Origin of the sequence: Xanthomonas phaseoli pv. dieffenbachiae (assembly GCF_008639345.1) — a bacterium.
Classification (GTDB): domain Bacteria; phylum Pseudomonadota; class Gammaproteobacteria; order Xanthomonadales; family Xanthomonadaceae; genus Xanthomonas; species Xanthomonas phaseoli.
Genome location: NZ_CP041380.1, coordinates 783,819 through 802,373 on the forward strand (window position 1 = coordinate 783,819; position 18,555 = coordinate 802,373).

Here is an 18,555-nt window from a genome sequence, read left to right on the forward strand (position 1 = left end):
CCGCTGCATGGCGCTTTCGCAGTTATTGCCGGACGTGGCGTTGACGCACGACGTGCAGGTGTCCGGGTTGGTGATGGATAGCCGTGCCGTGCGTCCGGGCGACGCGTTCGTGGCGATCGCCGGCTTCGGTGCGCATGGTCTGGGCTTTGTCGAACAGGCGCGCGCCAATGGCGCGGCGGCAGTGTTGTTCGAGCCGCCGGCGCCCGACGGTCTGCCGGTGCCGGCCGATGCGATTGCCGTGCCCGGTTTGCGCGCGCGCCTTGGCGTGATGGCCGATCAATTTCATGGTCGGCCGTCGCAGGCGATGCGCATGGTTGGCGTCACCGGTACCAACGGCAAGACCTCCACCGTGCAGCTGCTGGCGCAGGCATTGACGCTACTCGGTACGCCCACCGGCACGCTCGGTACGCTGGGCGTCGGTCTGTATGGCGCGGCCGTGCCGACCGGCTTCACCACGCCGCTGGTGCTGCCCACGCATGCCTTGCTGGCGCAATTGCGCGATGAAGGTGCGCAGGCGGTGGCAATGGAAGTCAGCTCGCACGCGCTTGATCAGGGCCGTGTGGATGCGGTGCACTTCGACGTGGCAGTGTTCACCAACCTCACCCGCGACCATCTCGATTACCACGGCGACATGGCGCAGTACGGCGCGGCGAAGGCCAAGCTGTTCACCCGCGCTGGCTTGAAAGCCGCCGTGGTGAACCTGGACGATACGTTCGGCCACACGCTGTTCGCTGCGCTCGATCCCGCGCTGCGCGCGATCGGTGTGAGCTCGCACGCGCATTCTGATGCCAGCGTGAGCGCGCAAGCACTGCAGCTGGACCACAACGGCATCAACTTTGCGTTGAATGTCCAGGGCCAGGTGCATCCGGTGCATTCGCCGCTGCTGGGCCGTTTCAACGTGGACAACCTGCTCGCCGTGGCCGGCGCGTTGTGGGCGATGGAGTTTGCGCCTGCGCAGATCGCCAGCGTGCTCGGCCAGTTGCAGCCTATCCATGGCCGCATGAACCGCCTTGGCGGCGCATATGGCGCACCGTTGGTGGTGGTCGATTACGCACACACGCCCGATGCGCTGGAACAGGCATTGAGCAGCCTGCGTTCGCATGCGCAGGACCGCCTGATCTGCGTGTTCGGCTGCGGTGGCGAACGCGACACCGGCAAGCGCCCGCAGATGGCGGCGATTGCCGAGCTCAAGGCCGACGTGGCGATCGTGACCGACGACAACCCGCGTGGCGAAGACGGCGATGCGATCGTGGCCGATATCCTGCGTGGCTTCGCGCGACCGGATGCGGCCATCGTGCAGCGCGACCGCGCCGCTGCGATCCATCAGGCCATCGGCATGGCCAGCCCATCGGACATCGTATTGATCGCCGGCAAGGGCCATGAGCCATATCAGGAAGTTGCCGGCGTGCGGCATGCCTTCGACGACGCCATCGTGGCAGCCCAGGCGCTGCTGCCGCGGACCGTCTTGGGGGTGCGCCCATGAAGCTCACGCCCCTGTCGTTGATTGCCCACTGGGCCGGCGGCGAGTTGCACGGCGACGACGCCATGATCGATGCGGTCGGCAACGACACCCGCGCGCTCGCCGACGGCAGCCTGTATGTAGCGCTGCGCGGCGAACGCTTCGATGGGCACGAGTTCGCCGCCGAGGCGGTGGCGCGCGGTGCAAGCGGTTTGCTGGTCGATCGCCTGCTGCCGGCGTTGAGCGTGCCGCAGGTGGTGGTGGACAACACCGAGCTGGCATTGGCGCGCATCGCCGCCGGCATGCAGCGCGACCGCGCCACGCGCGTGCTTGCGCTGACTGGCTCCAACGGCAAGACCAGCGTCAAGGCGCTGCTGTTGTCGATCCTGACCGAAGCCGGGCGCGTGGATGGCATCACCGTGTACGCCACGCCGGGCAACCGCAACAACGAGATCGGTTTGCCGCTGGCGGTGATCGCCGCGCCCGACGATGCGGACGTTGCGATCTACGAAATGGGCGCCGGCAAGCCGGGCGATATCGCCTATCTCACCGAGATTGCACGACCGCATGTCGCACTGGTCAACAACATCGCACCGGCGCATCTGGAACGTCTGGGCAGCCTGCTCGGCGTCGCACAGACCAAAGGCGCCATCTACGCCGCATTGCCTGCCGAGGGTGTGGCGGTGATCAACGCCGACGACGCGTTCGGTATGTGGTTCGAACAGCAGTTGCAGGCCCAGCCGGTGCGCGGACGTCGCATCTTGCGCTATGGCTTGCAGGCCAGTGCCGAGATCACCGCGCGTCAACTGCGTCTGCACACCGGCGGCGCGCAGTTCACCCTGGTGACGCCGCAGGGCGAGGCGCAGATTGCGCTGCCGTTGCCGGGCCGCCACAACGTGCTCAACGCACTGGCGGCTACCGGCCTTGTACTCGGTGCCGGCATCGCCTTGCCGGTGATCGCGGCCGGTCTGGCACAGGCACGCGCGGTGGCCGGCCGGCAGATCGCCCAGACCTTGCCCAACGGCGTGGTACTGATCGACGACAGCTACAACGCCAACCCGGGCTCGCTGGATGCGGCCATCGATGCCTTGGCCGCCGCACCGGGCGAAGGCTGGCTGGTGCTGGGCGACATGCGCGAACTCGGCGCCGAAGGCGTCGCACTACACGCCGCCGCGGGGCGTCGGGCGCGCGCGGCCAAGCTGCAGCGGTTGTATGCGCTGGGCGAGCTCAGCGCTGCCGCAGCGCAGGCATTCGGCGAAGGCGCCCGCGTGTTCGCCACGCACGCCGAGTTGATCGACGCCTTGCAGGCAGATCTGGTCGATGCCGCCAGCCAGCAACAGCAAGTGCCGCAGCACGGATCAGGAAATACGCAGGAACATGCAGTGATTCACCAACAGCAATCGCCATCCACCAACGCGCTTCCGGGCGTCGCCTCCATCACGATCCTGGTGAAGGGTTCGCGCGGCAGCGCGATGGACCGTATCGTCACCGCGTTGCTCGCACCGGCGGAGGATGCCTCCCATGCTGCTTGAGCTGGCCCGTTGGCTGCAGCAACTGGAGAGCCTGTTCGGGCTGTTCAACTATCTGACCTTCCGCGGCATCCTGGCGGCGCTGACGGCGCTGTTCCTGTCGTTATGGATGGGGCCTGCGGTGATCCGCAAGCTGGCCCAGTTCAAGGGCGGCCAGCCGATTCGCCAGGATGGCCCGCAAACGCATTTTTCCAAGGCCGGCACGCCGACCATGGGCGGTTCGCTGATCCTGCTCACCGTCACCTTGTCGGTGCTGTTGTGGGGTGATCTGCGCAACCGCTACGTGTGGTTGGTGCTGGCGGTGATGATCTGCTTCGGCGCGATCGGCTGGTACGACGACTGGATCAAGATCGTCAAACGCGATCCCAATGGATTGAAGTCGCGCTGGAAGTATCTGCTGCAATCGATCTTCGGTCTGGCCGCCGGCTTGTTCCTGTACTACACCGCCGATGTGCCGGCGGCGATCACGTTCTACATCCCCATGTTCAAGTCGATCGCGCTGCCGCTGGCCGGCGTGAGCTTCGTGGTGATCGCCTACTTCTGGATCGTGGGCTTCTCCAATGCGGTGAACCTCACCGATGGCCTGGATGGCCTGGCCATCATGCCGACCGTGCTGGTGGCCTGCGCGCTGGGCGTGTTCGCGTATGCCTCCGGCAACGTGGTGTTTGCCGAATACCTGAAAATTCCGCTGATTCCCGGTGCCGGCGAGCTGATCATCATCTGCTCGGCGATCGCCGGCGCAGGCCTGGGCTTTCTGTGGTTCAACACCTACCCGGCGATGGTGTTCATGGGCGACATCGGCGCGCTGTCGCTGGGCGCAGTGCTCGGCACCATCGCGGTGATCGTGCGTCAGGAGATGGTGCTGGTGATCATGGGCGGGGTGTTCGTGATCGAAACGCTGTCGGTGATGATCCAGGTGGCCAGCTTCAAGCTGACCGGCAAGCGCGTGTTCCGCATGGCGCCGATCCACCACCATTTCGAGCTCAAGGGTTGGCCGGAGCCGCGGGTGATCGTGCGCTTCTGGATCATTTCGGTGGTGCTGGTGCTGATCGGCCTTGCCACGCTGAAGGTGCGCTGATGAACGACATGTCCCGCCAGGCCACACGACTGGACGCCATCGGCGGCCGCTACGACCCGTGGCTGCTCGGGGCCGCCGTCACGCTCGCGTCGCTGGGCGTGGTGATGGTGGCGTCCAGCTCGATCGAGCTGGAAGCCAGCCCGTTCTATTACCTGACCCGCCACCTGCTGTTTTTGGGCGGCGGCATCGCACTGGCGTTCTGGGCGATGCGCACCGAGCTCAAGACCATCGAACAGCACAACCAGATGCTGTTGCTGGCCTGCTTTGTGCTGCTCGTGGTGGTGTTCGTGCCTGGCCTGGGCAGCACCGTCAATGGCGCCAAGCGCTGGATCAACCTGGGCGTGTCGCGGTTCCAGGTGGTCGAATCGGTGAAGGTGTTCTACATCATCTGGCTTGCGAGCTATCTGGTGCGGTTCCGCGACGAGGTCAACGCGACCTGGCAGGCAATGCTCAAGCCGGTGTTCGTGGTCGGCTTCTTGGTCGGCCTGTTGCTGCTGCAACCGGACTTCGGCTCCTCGATGCTGCTGTTGAGCGTGACCGCCTGCATGCTGGTGCTGGGCGGTGCGCCGATCGGGCGCATCATCCTGCCGATCCTGCTGCTGCTGCCGGCCCTGGTGGCATTGGTGATCTTCGAGCCGTACCGCATGCGGCGCGTGACCTCTTTCATGGACCCGTGGGTGGATCAGCTGGGCTCCGGTTACCAGCTGTCCAATGCGCTGATGGCCATCGGCCGCGGCCAGTGGACCGGCGTGGGCCTGGGCGCGTCGGTACAGAAGCTCAACTACCTGCCCGAATCGCATACCGACTTCATCTTCTCGGTGATTGCCGAGGAACTGGGCTTTGTGGGGGTGTGCGGGGTGATCGGGCTCTACGCGCTGCTGGTCGGTCGCGCCTTCTGGCTGGGCATGCGCTGCGTGGAAATGAAGCGGCATTTCTCCGGTTACATCGCCTTCGGCATCGGCCTGTGGATCGCGATGCAGAGCTTCGTGTCGATCGGCGTCAACCTGGGCATCCTGCCGACCAAGGGGCTGACCCTGCCGCTGATTTCGTCGGGCGGTTCGTCGGTGCTGATGACCTGTCTTGCAATGGGTGTGCTGCTGCGGGTGTCCTACGAGGCCGATCGCGCCGAGCGCCTGCGCAGCAAGTTGTCTCCGCAGAGCGCGGCCAGCTCGCCCGCCGAGCCGGCCGAGCCGGTGGTCGATTCGGTGCCGCCGGCGTACGCGCCGGCGCGCACGCCGCAGCGCGATACGGCCGCTGCACCCGCACCGGTTGCCGCACCGGTTGCCGCCGCCTATGTCGCACCGGCGTCGGCCATCCTGCGCGGCACCAGCCGCATGCAACCGCGTGTGGAACCGACGTTCGGGAGGATTGCGTGAGCGTTTCTGCGAGTGTCGCGCAAACGTCCGCACAGTCGTCTGTGGTGCTGCGGCCGGTCATGATCCTGGCTGGCGGCACCGGCGGGCACATCTTCCCGGGCCTGGCCGTGGCCAAGGTGCTGCGCGCACGCGGTGTGCCGGTGACCTGGCTGGGCGCCGATGGCGCGATGGAAACCCGCCTGGTGCCGCAGCACGAGATTCCCATCGATACGCTGGCCATCAGCGGCTTGCGCGGCAAGGGCGTGGTGAAGCTGCTCGGTGCGCCGGTGCGGGTGATGCGCGCGGTGCGCGCCGCCGGCTTGGTGCTGCGCAAGCGCCAGCCGCGTGCGGTGATCAGCTTTGGCGGCTTTGCAGCCGGCCCGGGCGGCCTGGCCGCGCGCCTGCTCGGTGCGCCATTGCTGGTGCACGAACAGAATCGCGCCCCGGGCATGACCAACAAGGTGTTGTCGCGTTTCGCGCGCCGCGTGCTGACCGGTTTCCCGGGCAGCTTCGCTGGCGAAGAAGCGGTGGGCAACCCGGTACGCGCCGAAATCGCTGCGTTGCCTGCGCCGGCCGATCGTTTGGTCGGTCGCACCGGCCCGGTACGCGTGCTGGTGCTGGGTGGTAGCCAGGGCGCGCGCGTGTTGAATCAGGCGGTGCCCGCAGCGTTGGCCGCACTGGGTCGCCCGGATGTCGAGGTGCGCCATCAGTGCGGCGAAAAGCTGCGCGCCGAAGCCGAAGCGGCTTATGCACAGGCAGGCGTCAACGCCAGCGTCGAACCCTTCATCGCCGACATGGCCGCTGCCTATGCCTGGGCAGATCTGGTGGTGTGCCGCGCCGGCGCATCCACCCTGGCCGAACTGTGCGCCGCCGGTGTCGGCAGCGTGCTGGTGCCGTTTGCCGCCGCCGTCGACGACCATCAAACCCGCAATGCCGAATACCTGGTCGGCGCCAACGCCGCCGTGCTGCTCAAGCAGGACGAGCGCCTGGCAGTGCACTTGCAGCAGGTGCTGCAGACCCTGCTCGCCGACCCGGCCCGGCGCCTGTCGATGGCCATCGCCGCCCGCACCCTGGCCAAGCCGGACGCCGCCGAGCGCATCGCCGACATCATTCTGCAAGAAGCCGGGAGTGGTGAATCGGGAATGGGGAATGGGCAGAGCTCAGAACAAACGCAGGAACACATCTTGATGCACGCAGACAAGCGCACCGACCAAGCATCCGTCGCCGCTGGCGCTCAGCTCCATACGATTCCCGATTCCCGATTCCCGATTTGCGCCACCGCAGGAGGTGCAGCGTGATCCGCCGTCTGCAAGACAGTGGCGATCTGGTGCGGGCGTTCCCGCGCGTGCATTTCGTCGGCATCGGCGGCACCGGCATGAGCGGTATTGCCGAGGTGATGCTGACGCTGGGCTATGAAGTGTCCGGCTCGGACAACGCCGACAACGTGGCCACGCGCCGGCTGGCCAAGCTGGGTGCGCGCGTGATGCGCGGCCATTCGGCGGCCAATGTGCTGGGCACCGATTGCGTGGTGGTGTCCAGCGCGATTCGCGAAGACAACCCCGAGCTGATGGAAGCGCGCAGCCAGCGCATTCCGATCATGCCGCGTGCGGCGATGCTGGCCGAGCTGATGCGTTTCCGTCGCGGCATTGCGGTGGCTGGCACGCATGGCAAGACCACCACCACCAGCCTGGCGGCTGCGGTGTTGAGCGAAGGCGGGTTGGACCCGACCTTCGTCATCGGCGGGCAGCTGCTGGCCGCCGGTGCCAACGCAAAGCTCGGTGGCGGCCAGTGGCTGGTCGCCGAAGCTGACGAAAGCGATGGCAGCTTCCTGCGCCTGAATCCGTTGATGGCGGTGATCACCAACATCGATGCGGATCACCTGGAAAACTACGGCAACGATTTCGCCCGCGTGCAGGCCGCATTCGCCGAATTCCTGCAGCGTCTGCCGTTCTACGGCTTGGCGTTGCTGTGCATCGACGACCCGGAAGTGGCTGCACTGGCCGGCAAGACGCCGCGCCACGTGATGAGCTACGGCATGAGCGAAACCGCCGACGTGCGCGCCGAAGATGTCGTGCAGGACGGCCCGCGCATGCGCTTCACGCTGCGCCTGCCCGAAGGCACCACCACGCCGGTGACGCTTGCGTTGCCGGGTCGGCACAATGTGCTCAACGCGCTGGCGGCGGCTGCAATCGGCTGGCAGCTCGGCGTGGCGCCGGAAACCATTGCGCGCGCGCTGGAAAACTTCGCCGGCATCGGCCGTCGTTTCAACGATCTGGGCGAAGTGACCACCAGCAGCGGTGCACGTGTGCGCGTGGTCGACGATTACGGCCATCACCCGCGCGAGCTCGAAGCCGTGTTCGCCGCCGCGCGTGGCGGCTGGCCGGACAAGCGTCTGGTGGTCGCCTTCCAGCCGCACCGCTATAGTCGCACCCGCGATCAGTTCGACGCCTTTGCCGCAGTGCTTAGCACGGTCGATGCGCTGGTGTTGAGCGAGGTCTACCCGGCCGGCGAAGCGCCGATCCCCGGTGCCGATTCGCGTGCACTGGCACGCGCCATCCGGGCGCGCGGCCGCAGCGAACCGGTGGTGGTCGGCCAGATCGCCGGCCTTGCCGAAGTGTTGCCGGACGTCCTGCAAGATGGTGACTTGCTGTTGATGATGGGCGCCGGCGATATCGGTTACGTGGCCCAGCACATCATCAACAACGGGTTTGTCGGAGAGCAGGCATGAGCGCGGTGATCGGCAACGCCCGCACCAGCGATCCGGCAGTCTTCGGTCGCGTCGCCGTGTTGCTCGGCGGCACTTCGTCCGAGCGCGAGGTGTCGTTGAATTCCGGCAGCAATGTGCTGGAAGCGCTGCGCGCACGCGGCGTCGATGCACAGCCGGTCGACGGCATTCCGGCGTTGGCCAAGGCCCTGGTCGCACAGCAGTTCGATCGCGTGTTCAATGTGCTGCACGGGCATAACGGCGGCGGCGAAGACGGCATCGTGCAGGGCCTGATGGACGCCTTCGGCGTGCCGTACACCGGCTCGGACGTGCTGGGTTCGGCGCTGAGCATGGACAAGATACGCACCAAGCAGGTGTGGCTGTCGTTGGGCCTGTCGACGCCGCGCTATGCGCGGCTGGCTGCTGGCGCGAGCGCTGAGGACATTCACGCTGCTGCTCAACACATCGGCTTGCCGGTGATCGTCAAGCCGGCCAATGAAGGGTCCAGCGTCGGCGTCAGCCGCGTGTTCGACCAGGCGCAGCTCGAAGAAGCAGTGACCCTGGCAGCGCGCTACGACGGCGCGCTGTTGATGGAACAATTGATCGAGGGCGACGAACTCACCGTAGCCGTGCTCGGCGACACCGCCTTGCCGTCGATCCGCATCGTGCCCAAGGGGCAGTGGTACGACTACAAAGCCAAGTACATCGCCGAGGACACGCAGTATCTGTGCCCGGGGCTGGAAGGCGAAGCCGAAGCACAGATCCGCCAGCTCGCGCTGGACGCCTTCCGTGCTGCCGGCTGTCGCGGCTGGGGCCGCGTGGACGTGATGCGCGATGGCCGCAGCGGCCAGCTGTACCTGCTCGAGGTCAACACCGCGCCCGGCATGACCAGCCACTCGCTGGTGCCCAAGGCCGCCCGCCAGCTCGGCATCGATTTCGAAACGCTGGTCTGGCGCGTGCTGGAGCAGACGCTGTGAAGCAGGGAATCGGGAGTCGGGAATCGGGAATCGCAACAGCGGCAGCCGGCCGTACGCCGCTGTTGACGATTCCCTATTCCCTATTCCCCATTCCCGCGCGCGGAGCGCGCGCATGAATGCCACCCTGCGCATCCTGGCCTGGTTGCTCGCGCTGGCGTTGGTCGCGCTGCCGGTGGTGGCCGTGCTCAATGGCTGGGTCGGCGCCGAGCGCTGGCCGCTGGCCAAGTTGCGGGTGTCCGGCGACTTCAAGCGGGTGCCGGCAGAGGAGTTGCGTGCGGTGGTGTTGCCGTATGCGCGTGCGGGCTTTTTTGCGGTGAAGTTGCAGCAGGCGCAGGACGCCATCGCGCGTTTGCCGTGGGTGGAAAGTGCGCAGGTGCGCAAGCGTTGGCCGGACGTGCTGGAAGTGCACGTGACCGAGCACAAGCCGTTCGCGCGCTGGGGCACCGACCGCATGCTGTCCGAGCAGGGCCGGCTGTTTCGCACCCCGCCGCTGTTGAAGGATTTCAAGTTGCCGCAACTCGGTGGGCCGGACAGCAAGACCCAGGACGTGGTGGCGCTGTACAACGAGTCGCGCGCGCTGTTCGCACCGACCGGGCTGGATGTGGAGCGTCTTGAAATGGACGCGCGCGGCAGCTGGTCGCTGGGGCTGAGCAATGGCGTGCAGATCGTGGTCGGCCGCGACGATGCACGCGCACGCTTGCAGCGCTTCGCCCGCGTGCTGCCGCAGCTGTCCGATCCACAGCGCCCCATCGCCCGCGCCGACCTGCGCTATACCAACGGATTTACCGTTGAGAGGCGAATGGAGAATGGGGAATCGGGAATGGAGAAGAAGCCCAAGCAGGCATCGCCCGCTACGACTCACGCACTTGTTCTCAATTCTCCCCGCATTCGTGCACCGCTGTTGACCATTCCCCATTCCCCATTCGCTATTCCCGGCTTTAAGACATGAACCGCAAAGGCGACAAATCCCTCATCGTTGGACTGGACATCGGCACCTCCAAGGTCGTTGCGCTGGTCGGCGAATACTCGCCCGGCAATCCGATCGAAGTGATCGGCATCGGTTCGCATGAATCGCGCGGTCTCAAGCGCGGCGTGGTGGTGGATATCGAATCCACCGTGCAGTCGATCCAGCGTGCGGTGGAAGAGGCCGAGCTGATGGCCGGCTGCGAAATCCGCTCGGTCTACGCGTCCATTTCCGGCAACCACGTGCAGTGCAAGAACTCGCCCGGCATCGTGCCGATCCGCGATGGCGAAGTGACCTGGAGCGATCTGGAACGCGTGCTCGATGCCGCCAAGGCGGTGGCCATTCCGGCCGACCAGCGCATCCTGCACGCGATTCCGCGCGAATACGTGCTGGACGATTCGCAGGAAGGCATCCGCAACCCGGTCGGCATGACCGGCGTGCGCCTGGAGGTGCATGCGCACCTGGTGGTGTGCGCGCAGTCGGCCGCCGCCAACATCACCAAGTGCGTGCAGAAGTGCGGCCTGCAGGTCGACGACCTGGTGCTGTCCTCGCTGGCCTCCTCGGTGGCCGTGTTGACCGCCGACGAACGCGAGCTGGGCGTGGTGCTGGTGGATATCGGCGCCGGCACTACCGATCTGGCGGTGTACGTGCAAGGCGCGATCTGCCACACCGCGTCGTTGCCGATCGCCGGCGACCACGTCACCAACGACATCGCGCACATGCTGCGCACGCCCACGCCGGAAGCCGAGCAGATCAAGGTCCGCTACGCCTGCGCGCTGGCACAGCTGGCCACCGCCGAAGAAAGCATCCAGGTGCCATCGGTGGGCGACCGCCCGCCGCGCCGCATGCCGCGCCATGCACTCGCGCAGGCGGTGCAGGGCCGTTACGAGGAAATCTTCGAGATGGTGCAGGCCGAACTGCGTCGTTCCGGCTTCGAAGAAATGGTGCGCGCCGGCATGGTGCTCACCGGCGGCGCCTCGAAGATGGAAGGCGTGGTGGAACTGGCCGAAGAAATGCTGCAGATGCCGGTGCGCGTGGGCATTCCGCAGCACGTCACCGGCCTGGGCGAAGTCGTCGGCAACCCGGTACACGCCTCCGGCGTGGGCCTGCTGCTGATGGGCAGCCAGATCGAACATCCACGCCGCCCGTCGATCCCGACCGGGCGCGCAGGCAGCTTGTTCAAGAAATTGAAGAATTGGTATCGCGGTGAATTTTGAATCGGGAATCGGGAATCGGGAATCGGTTAAAGCAAAGCAAAGCGGGTGCAGCAGGATTGAGTGGAGAGCGGTAAGAGTGGGCAGGGCGTAGTTTTTTTGTGGTTCCGCCGAGGAAACAGTGGTTGGAGCGAAGGTGTTTCGCTGTTGCGATTCCCCATTCCCAACTCCCCATTCCCGGCATTCAAACAACAACATTCGCCGACATGCGGGTGTTGGGCTGGCGAACGGAGCAATCCGATTCCCCATTCCCGATTCCCCATTCACGGCATCTAAAGAGGACACTGACATGGCACATTTCGAACTGATTGAAAAAATGGCTCCCAACGCGGTCATCAAGGTCGTGGGCGTGGGCGGCGGCGGCGGTAACGCGGTTGCGCACATGGTCAACACCAATGTCGATGGTGTGGAATTCATCACCGCCAACACCGACTCGCAGGCGATCAAGAACTGCGGCGCCAAGCTGCAGCTGCAGCTAGGCACCAACGTCACCAAGGGCCTGGGCGCAGGCGCCAATCCGGAAGTCGGCCGTCAGGCCGCGCTGGAAGATCGCGAGCGCATCATGGACGCACTGCAGGGTGCGGACATGGTGTTCATCACCGCCGGCATGGGCGGCGGTACCGGTACCGGTGCCGCACCGGTCGTCGCGCAGCTGGCCAAGGAAATGGGCATCCTGACCGTGGCCGTGGTCACCAAGCCGTTCCCGTTCGAAGGCCGCCGCCGCATGCAGGTGGCGCTGAAGGGCATCGAGGAACTGAGCCAGCATTGCGACTCGCTGATCACCATCCCCAACGAAAAGCTGATCACCGTGCTGGGCCGCAACGCCACCATGATCCAGGCGTTCCGCGCTGCCAACGATGTGCTGCAGGGCGCCGTGCAGGGCATCGCCGACCTGATCGTGCGCCCGGGCCTGATCAACGTCGACTTCGCCGACGTGCGCACCGTGATGTCGGAAATGGGCCTGGCCATGATGGGCACCGGTTCGGCACGCGGCGACGATCGCGCGCAGGCCGCTGCCGAAGCCGCCATCCAGAACCCGCTGCTGGACGATGTGAACCTGGCCGGTGCCAACGGCATCCTGGTCAACATCACCGCCGGCCCGGACTTCACCATGTCCGAGTTCGACGAGATCGGCCGCACCATCGAAGCGTTCGCCTCGGAAGACGCCACCGTGGTCGTCGGCACCGTGCTGGACCCGGACATGCAGGACGAAGTGCGCGTGACCGTGGTGGCCACCGGCCTGAACCGTGCGGTTGCCCGTCAGACCCAGCGTCCGGACCAGCGCGCGCCGATCAAGCTGGTGCGCAATGCCACCACCGGCCAGCCGGAGTTCGGCGATTTCGACACCACCAGCGGCGACGCGGTGTCCAAGGCGGTCGGCGGCAGCATGGGCCTGGGCCTGCGTCGTCCCAGCAGCGACTCGGTCGGCGGCGGCAGCCACAACAGCGGCGGCGCCTCGACGCCGGCGGCAGACCTGCCCAACGATTACCTGGATATCCCGGCGTTCCTGCGCCGCCAGGCCGACTGAGGATCGTCGGCTGCGTCGCTACGGTGACGCAGCCCGTCCCGCCCGGAGTCCGCTTCGGGTTGCATTGCCATGTCATGTCTTTCCTGCCGGATCGGTGCCGATCCGGCAGCTTTTGTTATCGCGTGACTGACTGATTACGGTTGCCGTCACGCGCCACTTGTTAAAATTCGGATAATCTCAACGGATTAGACAGTCGGTTCAGCGTCTGTCTGCATTGTTCATCCAGACTTCGCATATGACCCAGCAACGCACTCTCAAGAACACCATTCGCGCCACCGGCGTCGGCCTGCACAGCGGCGACAAGGTGTACATGACGTTACGGCCGGCTCCGGTCGATCATGGCGTGGTGTTCCGACGGGTGGACCTGGAACCGGTCGTCGAAGTGCCTGCAGATGCCGAGCTGGTCACCGAAACCACGCTGTGCACCGGGCTGACCTGCAACGGCGCCAAGATCCAGACCGTCGAACACCTGATGTCCGCACTGGCGGGCCTGGGTGTGGACAACGTCATCGTCGAACTGTCCTCGGCCGAGTTGCCGATCATGGATGGCTCGTCCGGTCCGTTCGTGTTCCTGCTGCAGTCGGCAGGCATCGTCGAGCAGAGCAAGCCCAAGCGCTTCATCCGGATCAAGCAGACGGTGGAAGTGCGCGACGGCGACAAGGTGGCGCGCTTCGAGCCGTACGAAGGCTACAAGCTGGGTTTCACCATCGAATTCAATCACCCGATGATTCCGGCCAAGCAGTCGCGCCAGGAGATCGATTTCTCTACTTCGGCGTACGTCAAGGAAATCTCGCGCGCCCGCACCTTCGGTTTCATGCGCGACCTGGAATATATGCGCGAGCGCAATCTGGGCCTGGGCGGTTCGATGGACAACGCCATCGTGCTCGATGAGTTCCGCGTGCTCAACGAAGACGGCCTGCGCTACACCAATGAATTCGTGCGGCACAAGATCCTGGACGCCATCGGCGACCTGTATCTGGCCGGCGGCGCCATCCTCGGCGCCTACGAAGGCTTCAAATCCGGCCACGCCCTCAACAACAAACTGGTGCGTGCGCTCCTGGCCGACCAGGCCGCCTGGGAATGGGTCAGCTTCCCGGAAGGCACCGAGCAACCGCCGGTCACCTACGCAAGCCCCGTCTACGCCTGATGTCGGGGAATGCCCTGGTTGGCGTTCGAAGTGTGAACCCGGTCGGATTTCCGGCCCATTCTTAACACTTATTTAAGACTTCCCTAACTCCTGCGGGCCACATGCCCGCTAGGATGCGTCGGGTCGTGCGTGGTCTTCGCAACTCGTTCACGCACTGGCGGCCGCCTCGGATGGGCGGCAAGGCTTCACCGTTTGGTCGGTAACACGTCCTGCAGGGAAGCCAACGCGTCGCGCAAGCCTTTGTGCGTCGCCTCGGATACAGGGTTAGGACGGTCGCGGTTCTGCTGCGTTGGGGAATGCAGCGGCACGGTTGCGTTCTTGACGGTCACCGCGGTGGCCTTCAGTCCGACGGATCGGGCGGCATCCAGGATTTGGGGCTCGGCAAGCCGCACCTTGGCATGCCAGACCGGCGAATCCACCAGAAAAACAAGCTGTTCGCCTCGGACATTGGCCAACCGGCAACGGGTCGCCAGATGAGGTGGTAACAGGGGGCGCAACTGCCGGTCCAGCGCATCGAGCCACAAGGCTCGGCGCAAGGGGTCGCCAGCCTTTTCCCCCAGCGCGGCCTCGATGGCCGGTTGTGGATTGGAAGGGTTGCGTGCGTTGGACTTGGGCTTGGACATGACACTCATATGGCGTTGAACAAAGTTGTAATCAAATCTCGGCAGACCCGGGCCCAGCGTGTGGCCCGACAGTTCCAGGACTTTGCAGCAGATCGGCCGATGGTGGTGCTTGGTGCGGTATTGGGCCTGGGCATGCTGATCGGCGTCGGTGCCAGCACCGCGACCGGCATGGTGACCAATTCGGCGTTGCAGGCCAAGGTCGCGCAGCAGCAGGCCGAGCTGGCCCAGGCGCAGCGCGCCTCGCAGGCGCAGGTCAATGCACTGGCCGCGCGCCTGGGCGAGCTGCAGGCGCAGGCCACCCGCCTCAACGCGTTGGGCGAGCGCCTGACCGAAATGGGCAAGTTGAAGGACGGCGAGTTCGACTTCGACGAGCCGGTCGGCGTCGGTGGCGGCGATGAGCCGGTCAGCGACATGCCGGTGAAGGACCTCAAGCAGACGCTAGGGCAGGTGGAGCAGCAGTTCTCCGCCTCCGGCCAGCAATTGAACGTGCTGGCCTCGCTGATGTTCGATCATCAGCTGGAGCAGAATTCGGTGCCCTCGCGGATGCCGATCCGCAACACCTACATCACCTCCGGTTTCGGCGGTCGTGCCGATCCGTTCGACGGTGGTTCGGCCTTCCACAAGGGCGTGGACTTCCATGCCAACGTGGGCGACCCGGTGCTGTCGGTGGCCGATGGCGTGGTCAGCTACGCTGGCGTACGCGGCGGTTACGGCAACGTGGTCGAAGTGGATCACGGCAATGGCTATGTGACTCGCTACGCGCACAATTCGCGCCTGGTGGTGAAGGTGGGCGATCTGGTGCGCGCCGGCCAGCAGGTCGCGCGTGCCGGTTCCAGCGGCCGCTCCACCGGTGCACACGTGCATTTCGAGGTCTGGGCGGACGGGCGCGTGGTCAATCCGCGCAAGTTCCTGGGTGAAGCCACGCCGGTGGGACGTCAGGGGCGCGGTTGACCAGGGCGCGGGCCGCGCTTGATTCGTGAAGGCCCGCCCCAAGCTACAATAGGGTGTTGCCATCGACAGGGCGCAGTGCGCCCTGTTTCGTTTACGGCGGTCGGGTCTGTGGGGACCGGCGTCGGTCAAACCGTTCCTTTTCAACCGGTTTCTTCAATGATCAACAGTCTGCTTACCCGTGTCTTTGGCAGTCGTAACGAACGCCAGCTGCGCCAGCTCAACCGCCTCGTCACCCAGATCAATGCGCTGGAGCCGACGATCGAGAAGCTCTCCGACGCCGAGCTGCAAGCCAAGACCCCGGAGTTCAAGCAGCGGCTTGCCGGCGGCGAGTCCCTGGACAAGATTCTTCCCGAAGCGTTCGCGGTATGCCGCGAGGCCAGCCGCCGCGTGCTGGGCATGCGCCATTACGATGTGCAGCTGATCGGCGGCATGGTGTTGCACCTGGGCAAGATCGCCGAGATGCGCACCGGCGAAGGCAAGACCCTGGTGGCCACGCTGCCGGTGTACCTCAACGCGCTGCAGGGCGAGGGCGTGCATGTGGTTACGGTCAACGACTACCTGGCGCGCCGCGACGCCGCGCAGATGGGCAAGCTGTACAACTGGCTGGGCCTGAGCGTGGGCGTGGTGTATCCGGGCATGCCGCACAGCGACAAGCGCGAAGCCTACGGCGCCGACATCACCTACGGCACCAACAACGAATTCGGCTTCGATTACCTGCGCGACAACATGGCGCTGTCGCGCGCCGACCGTTACCAGCGCAACCTGCATTACGCGATCGTCGACGAAGTCGACTCGATCCTGATCGACGAAGCGCGCACCCCGCTGATCATCTCCGGCCCGGCCGACGAATCGCCGGAGCTGTACATCCGCGTCAATCGCATCGTGCCGCAGCTGACCAGGCAGGAAAGCGAAGAAGGCGAAGGCGATTTCTGGATCGACGAAAAGGGCAAGCAGGTGCACCTGTCCGAGGCGGGCATGGGCCACGCCGAAGAGCTGCTGTTGCAGGCCGGCATCCTGGAAAATGCCGAAGACGGCCTGTATGCCGCGCAGAACCTGAGCGTGGTGCACCACCTCAATGCGGCGCTGCGCGCGCATGCCATCTATCAGCGCGATGTGGATTACATCGTGCGCGATGGCGAAGTGGTGATCGTGGACGAATTCACTGGCCGCACGCTGTCCGGGCGTCGCTGGTCCGACGGCCTGCACCAGGCGGTCGAAGCGAAGGAAGGCGTGCCGGTCCAGCGCGAGAACCAGACCCTGGCCAGCATCACCTTCCAGAACCTGTTCCGCATGTACAAGAAGCTGTCCGGCATGACCGGTACGGCCGATACCGAAGCCTACGAATTCCAGAGCATCTACGGCCTGGAAGTGGTGGTGATTCCGACCAACCGCCCGACCGTGCGCAAGGATCATCCGGACCAGGTGTTCCTCAACCGCAAGGGCAAGTTCAACGCGGTGCTGGCCGACATCGAAGATTGCGCCAAGCGCGGCCAGCCGGTGCTGGTGGGTACCACCTCGATCGAGACCTCGGAGATGCTGTCCGAGCATCTGCGCAAGGCCGGGGTGAAGCACGAGGTGCTCAATGCCAAGCAGCACGAGCGCGAAGCCACCATCGTGGCCAACGCGGGCCAGCCGGGTGCGGTGACCATCGCCACCAACATGGCCGGTCGCGGTACCGATATCGTGCTGGGCGGCTCGTTGGAATCGGAGTATCACGCCCTCGGCGAAGATGCCAGCGAAGACGCGCGTTTCAAGATCAAGACCGAGTGGCAGCGTCGTCATGACGCGGTCAAGGCGGCCGGCGGCCTGCACATCATCGGTACCGAGCGCCACGAATCGCGGCGTATCGACAACCAGCTGCGCGGCCGTGCCGGTCGTCAGGGCGACCCGGGTTCGTCGCGCTTCTATCTGTCGCTGGAAGACAATCTGATGCGCATCTTCGCCTCGGACTGGGTCCAGAAGGCGATGCGCATGATGGGCATGAAGGAAGACGACGTCATCGAAGATCGCCTGGTCAGCCGTCAGATCGAAAAGGCGCAGCGCAAGGTGGAAGCGCATAACTTCGACATCCGCAAGAACCTGCTGGATTTCGACGACGTCAACAACGATCAGCGCAAGGTGATCTACGCCCAGCGCGACGAATTGCTGGACGCCGAGTCGGTCAAGGACAATGTCGACGGGATTCGCGGCGATGTGATCTACGATCTGGTCGCACGCTTCGTGCCGCCCAATTCGGTCGACGAACAGTGGGACCTGAAGGGTCTGGAAGCCACGCTGGAGTCGGAGCTGGGCATGACCTTGTCGCTGACGGACATGGTGCGCGCGCAGGAAGAAATCGATGCCGAGCAGATCGCCGCCAAGGTGCAGACAGCGGTGGATGCGCATTTCGCCGAGAAGGAAGCGGCCATTGGCGCGGACACCATGCGCGCGCTGGAAAAGCACGTGATGCTGACCGTGCTCGACCAGGGCTGGAAGGAGCATCTGGCCAAGATGGATTACCTGCGCCAGGGCATCTACCTGCGCGGTTACGCGCAGAAGCAGCCCAAGCAGGAATACAAGAAGGAAGCCTTCGAGCTGTTCTCCGAGATGCTGGAGAACGTCAAGCGCGAGGTGATCAACCTGCTGGCGCGCGTGCGCATCCGCAGCGAAGAAGAAGTGGCCGAACTGGAAGAGCAGGAACGTCTCCAGGCGCAGGCGCGCTTGATGGCCTCGCAATTCCAGCACCAGGAGGCGGGCGGCTACGGTGCCGACGAGGAAGTGGAGCAGATGCAGGGCGGCAACGCGCCTGTGCCGGTGTCGCAGGTCACCCGCGACGAACCCAAGGTGGGCCGCAACGACCCATGCCCTTGTGGTAGCGGCAAGAAGTACAAGCATTGCCACGGTCAGCTCAGCTGATGCTGAGCTGACCGTGGAGCAGCCCGCGGCGCGGGCTGCTCACCAGGCGCCCGCGTAGCGGACGCCTGGCGCACGGTCCTTGCTTCCGATCCCCGGCGCCTTCGGCGCGCCCCCCTTACCAAGGGGGGCTT

Annotated in this window: 14 protein-coding genes; 13 read left to right on the plus strand and 1 reads right to left on the minus strand. The window is 65.3% G+C overall.

The window, feature by feature from the left end; translation table 11 throughout:
* Positions 1-7 precede the first annotated feature (7 nt).
* The 11 genes from FLG15_RS03580 to lpxC all read left to right on the plus strand — a co-directional run bounded on the left by FLG15_RS03580 (position 8) and on the right by lpxC (position 13,955).
* Positions 8-1,483, plus strand: coding sequence for a UDP-N-acetylmuramoyl-L-alanyl-D-glutamate--2,6-diaminopimelate ligase (locus tag FLG15_RS03580; RefSeq protein WP_209225697.1), 1,476 nt, complete (start codon positions 8-10; stop codon positions 1,481-1,483).
* Positions 1,480-2,991 (plus strand): UDP-N-acetylmuramoyl-tripeptide--D-alanyl-D-alanine ligase, encoded by a 1,512-nt coding sequence (locus tag FLG15_RS03585; RefSeq protein ID WP_057678883.1) that lies wholly within the window; start codon positions 1,480-1,482, stop codon positions 2,989-2,991. The genes FLG15_RS03580 and FLG15_RS03585 overlap by 4 nt, the downstream gene beginning before the upstream one ends.
* Positions 2,981-4,066 (plus strand): phospho-N-acetylmuramoyl-pentapeptide-transferase, encoded by a 1,086-nt coding sequence (gene mraY, locus FLG15_RS03590; protein WP_003485285.1) that lies wholly within the window; start codon positions 2,981-2,983, stop codon positions 4,064-4,066. The genes FLG15_RS03585 and mraY overlap by 11 nt, the downstream gene beginning before the upstream one ends.
* Positions 4,066-5,442, plus strand: a complete 1,377-nt coding sequence (ftsW, locus tag FLG15_RS03595; protein WP_150145551.1) for a putative lipid II flippase FtsW — start codon at positions 4,066-4,068, stop codon at positions 5,440-5,442. The genes mraY and ftsW overlap by 1 nt, the downstream gene beginning before the upstream one ends.
* Positions 5,439-6,719: an undecaprenyldiphospho-muramoylpentapeptide beta-N-acetylglucosaminyltransferase gene (murG, locus tag FLG15_RS03600; RefSeq protein WP_057678885.1), complete on the plus strand. Its 1,281-nt coding sequence runs from the start codon at positions 5,439-5,441 to the stop codon at positions 6,717-6,719. The genes ftsW and murG overlap by 4 nt, the downstream gene beginning before the upstream one ends.
* On the plus strand, positions 6,716-8,149 hold the full coding sequence (gene murC / locus FLG15_RS03605) for a UDP-N-acetylmuramate--L-alanine ligase (protein ID WP_057678886.1): 1,434 nt from the start codon (positions 6,716-6,718) through the stop codon (positions 8,147-8,149). Before murG ends, murC begins: the two co-directional genes overlap by 4 nt.
* Positions 8,146-9,102 carry a D-alanine--D-alanine ligase gene (locus FLG15_RS03610; RefSeq protein ID WP_057678887.1) on the plus strand — a complete coding sequence of 319 codons (957 nt, stop codon included), beginning with the start codon at positions 8,146-8,148 and terminating at the stop codon, positions 9,100-9,102. The genes murC and FLG15_RS03610 overlap by 4 nt, the downstream gene beginning before the upstream one ends.
* A gap of 112 nt (positions 9,103-9,214) precedes the next feature.
* Positions 9,215-10,051 (plus strand): cell division protein FtsQ/DivIB, encoded by an 837-nt coding sequence (locus FLG15_RS03615; RefSeq protein ID WP_057678888.1) that lies wholly within the window; start codon positions 9,215-9,217, stop codon positions 10,049-10,051.
* On the plus strand, positions 10,048-11,283 hold the full coding sequence (gene ftsA / locus FLG15_RS03620; RefSeq protein ID WP_003485272.1) for a cell division protein FtsA: 1,236 nt from the start codon (positions 10,048-10,050) through the stop codon (positions 11,281-11,283). The genes FLG15_RS03615 and ftsA overlap by 4 nt, the downstream gene beginning before the upstream one ends.
* A gap of 286 nt (positions 11,284-11,569) precedes the next feature.
* Entirely contained in the window at positions 11,570-12,808 is a 1,239-nt protein-coding gene (ftsZ, locus tag FLG15_RS03625) for a cell division protein FtsZ (RefSeq protein WP_017155387.1), read from the plus strand.
* Between the two features lie 235 nt (positions 12,809-13,043).
* The gene (gene lpxC / locus FLG15_RS03630) at positions 13,044-13,955 is read left to right on the plus strand and encodes a UDP-3-O-acyl-N-acetylglucosamine deacetylase (RefSeq protein ID WP_017155386.1); all 912 of its coding nucleotides are present in this window, start codon (positions 13,044-13,046) and stop codon (positions 13,953-13,955) included.
* A 185-nt stretch (positions 13,956-14,140) separates the two neighbouring features.
* Here the strand turns inward: lpxC and FLG15_RS03635 are convergent, their stop codons facing one another.
* Positions 14,141-14,587 carry a DciA family protein gene (locus FLG15_RS03635; protein ID WP_150145553.1) on the minus strand — a complete coding sequence of 149 codons (447 nt, stop codon included), beginning with the start codon at positions 14,585-14,587 and terminating at the stop codon, positions 14,141-14,143.
* On the opposite strand from FLG15_RS03635, the gene FLG15_RS03640 reads away from it, so the two are divergent.
* Both FLG15_RS03640 and secA read left to right on the plus strand, forming a co-directional pair.
* Positions 14,588-15,529, plus strand: coding sequence for a M23 family metallopeptidase (locus tag FLG15_RS03640; RefSeq protein ID WP_017158828.1), 942 nt, complete (start codon positions 14,588-14,590; stop codon positions 15,527-15,529). It begins immediately after the preceding gene.
* A 156-nt stretch (positions 15,530-15,685) separates the two neighbouring features.
* Positions 15,686-18,424, plus strand: a complete 2,739-nt coding sequence (gene secA, locus FLG15_RS03645; RefSeq protein WP_057678890.1) for a preprotein translocase subunit SecA — start codon at positions 15,686-15,688, stop codon at positions 18,422-18,424.
* The last annotated feature ends 131 nt before the right edge of the window (positions 18,425-18,555 follow it).

What these genes read in the sequence shown, in the direction of transcription:
- mraY (WP_003485285.1), top strand. Translation starts at nt 2,981, where the DNA reads ATGCTGCTTGAGCTGGCCCGTTGGCTGCAGCAACTGGAGAGCCTGTTC.
- FLG15_RS03615 (WP_057678888.1), top strand. Translation starts at nt 9,215, where the DNA reads ATGAATGCCACCCTGCGCATCCTGGCCTGGTTGCTCGCGCTGGCGTTG.
- ftsZ (WP_017155387.1), top strand. Translation starts at nt 11,570, where the DNA reads ATGGCACATTTCGAACTGATTGAAAAAATGGCTCCCAACGCGGTCATC.
- ftsA (WP_003485272.1), top strand. Translation starts at nt 10,048, where the DNA reads ATGAACCGCAAAGGCGACAAATCCCTCATCGTTGGACTGGACATCGGC.
- ftsW (WP_150145551.1), top strand. Translation starts at nt 4,066, where the DNA reads ATGAACGACATGTCCCGCCAGGCCACACGACTGGACGCCATCGGCGGC.
- FLG15_RS03585 (WP_057678883.1), top strand. Translation starts at nt 1,480, where the DNA reads ATGAAGCTCACGCCCCTGTCGTTGATTGCCCACTGGGCCGGCGGCGAG.
- FLG15_RS03640 (WP_017158828.1), top strand. Translation starts at nt 14,588, where the DNA reads ATGGCGTTGAACAAAGTTGTAATCAAATCTCGGCAGACCCGGGCCCAG.
- FLG15_RS03635 (WP_150145553.1), bottom strand. Translation starts at nt 14,587, where the DNA reads ATGAGTGTCATGTCCAAGCCCAAGTCCAACGCACGCAACCCTTCCAAT.
- FLG15_RS03610 (WP_057678887.1), top strand. Translation starts at nt 8,146, where the DNA reads ATGAGCGCGGTGATCGGCAACGCCCGCACCAGCGATCCGGCAGTCTTC.
- lpxC (WP_017155386.1), top strand. Translation starts at nt 13,044, where the DNA reads ATGACCCAGCAACGCACTCTCAAGAACACCATTCGCGCCACCGGCGTC.
- secA (WP_057678890.1), top strand. Translation starts at nt 15,686, where the DNA reads ATGATCAACAGTCTGCTTACCCGTGTCTTTGGCAGTCGTAACGAACGC.
- FLG15_RS03580 (WP_209225697.1), top strand. Translation starts at nt 8, where the DNA reads ATGGCGCTTTCGCAGTTATTGCCGGACGTGGCGTTGACGCACGACGTG.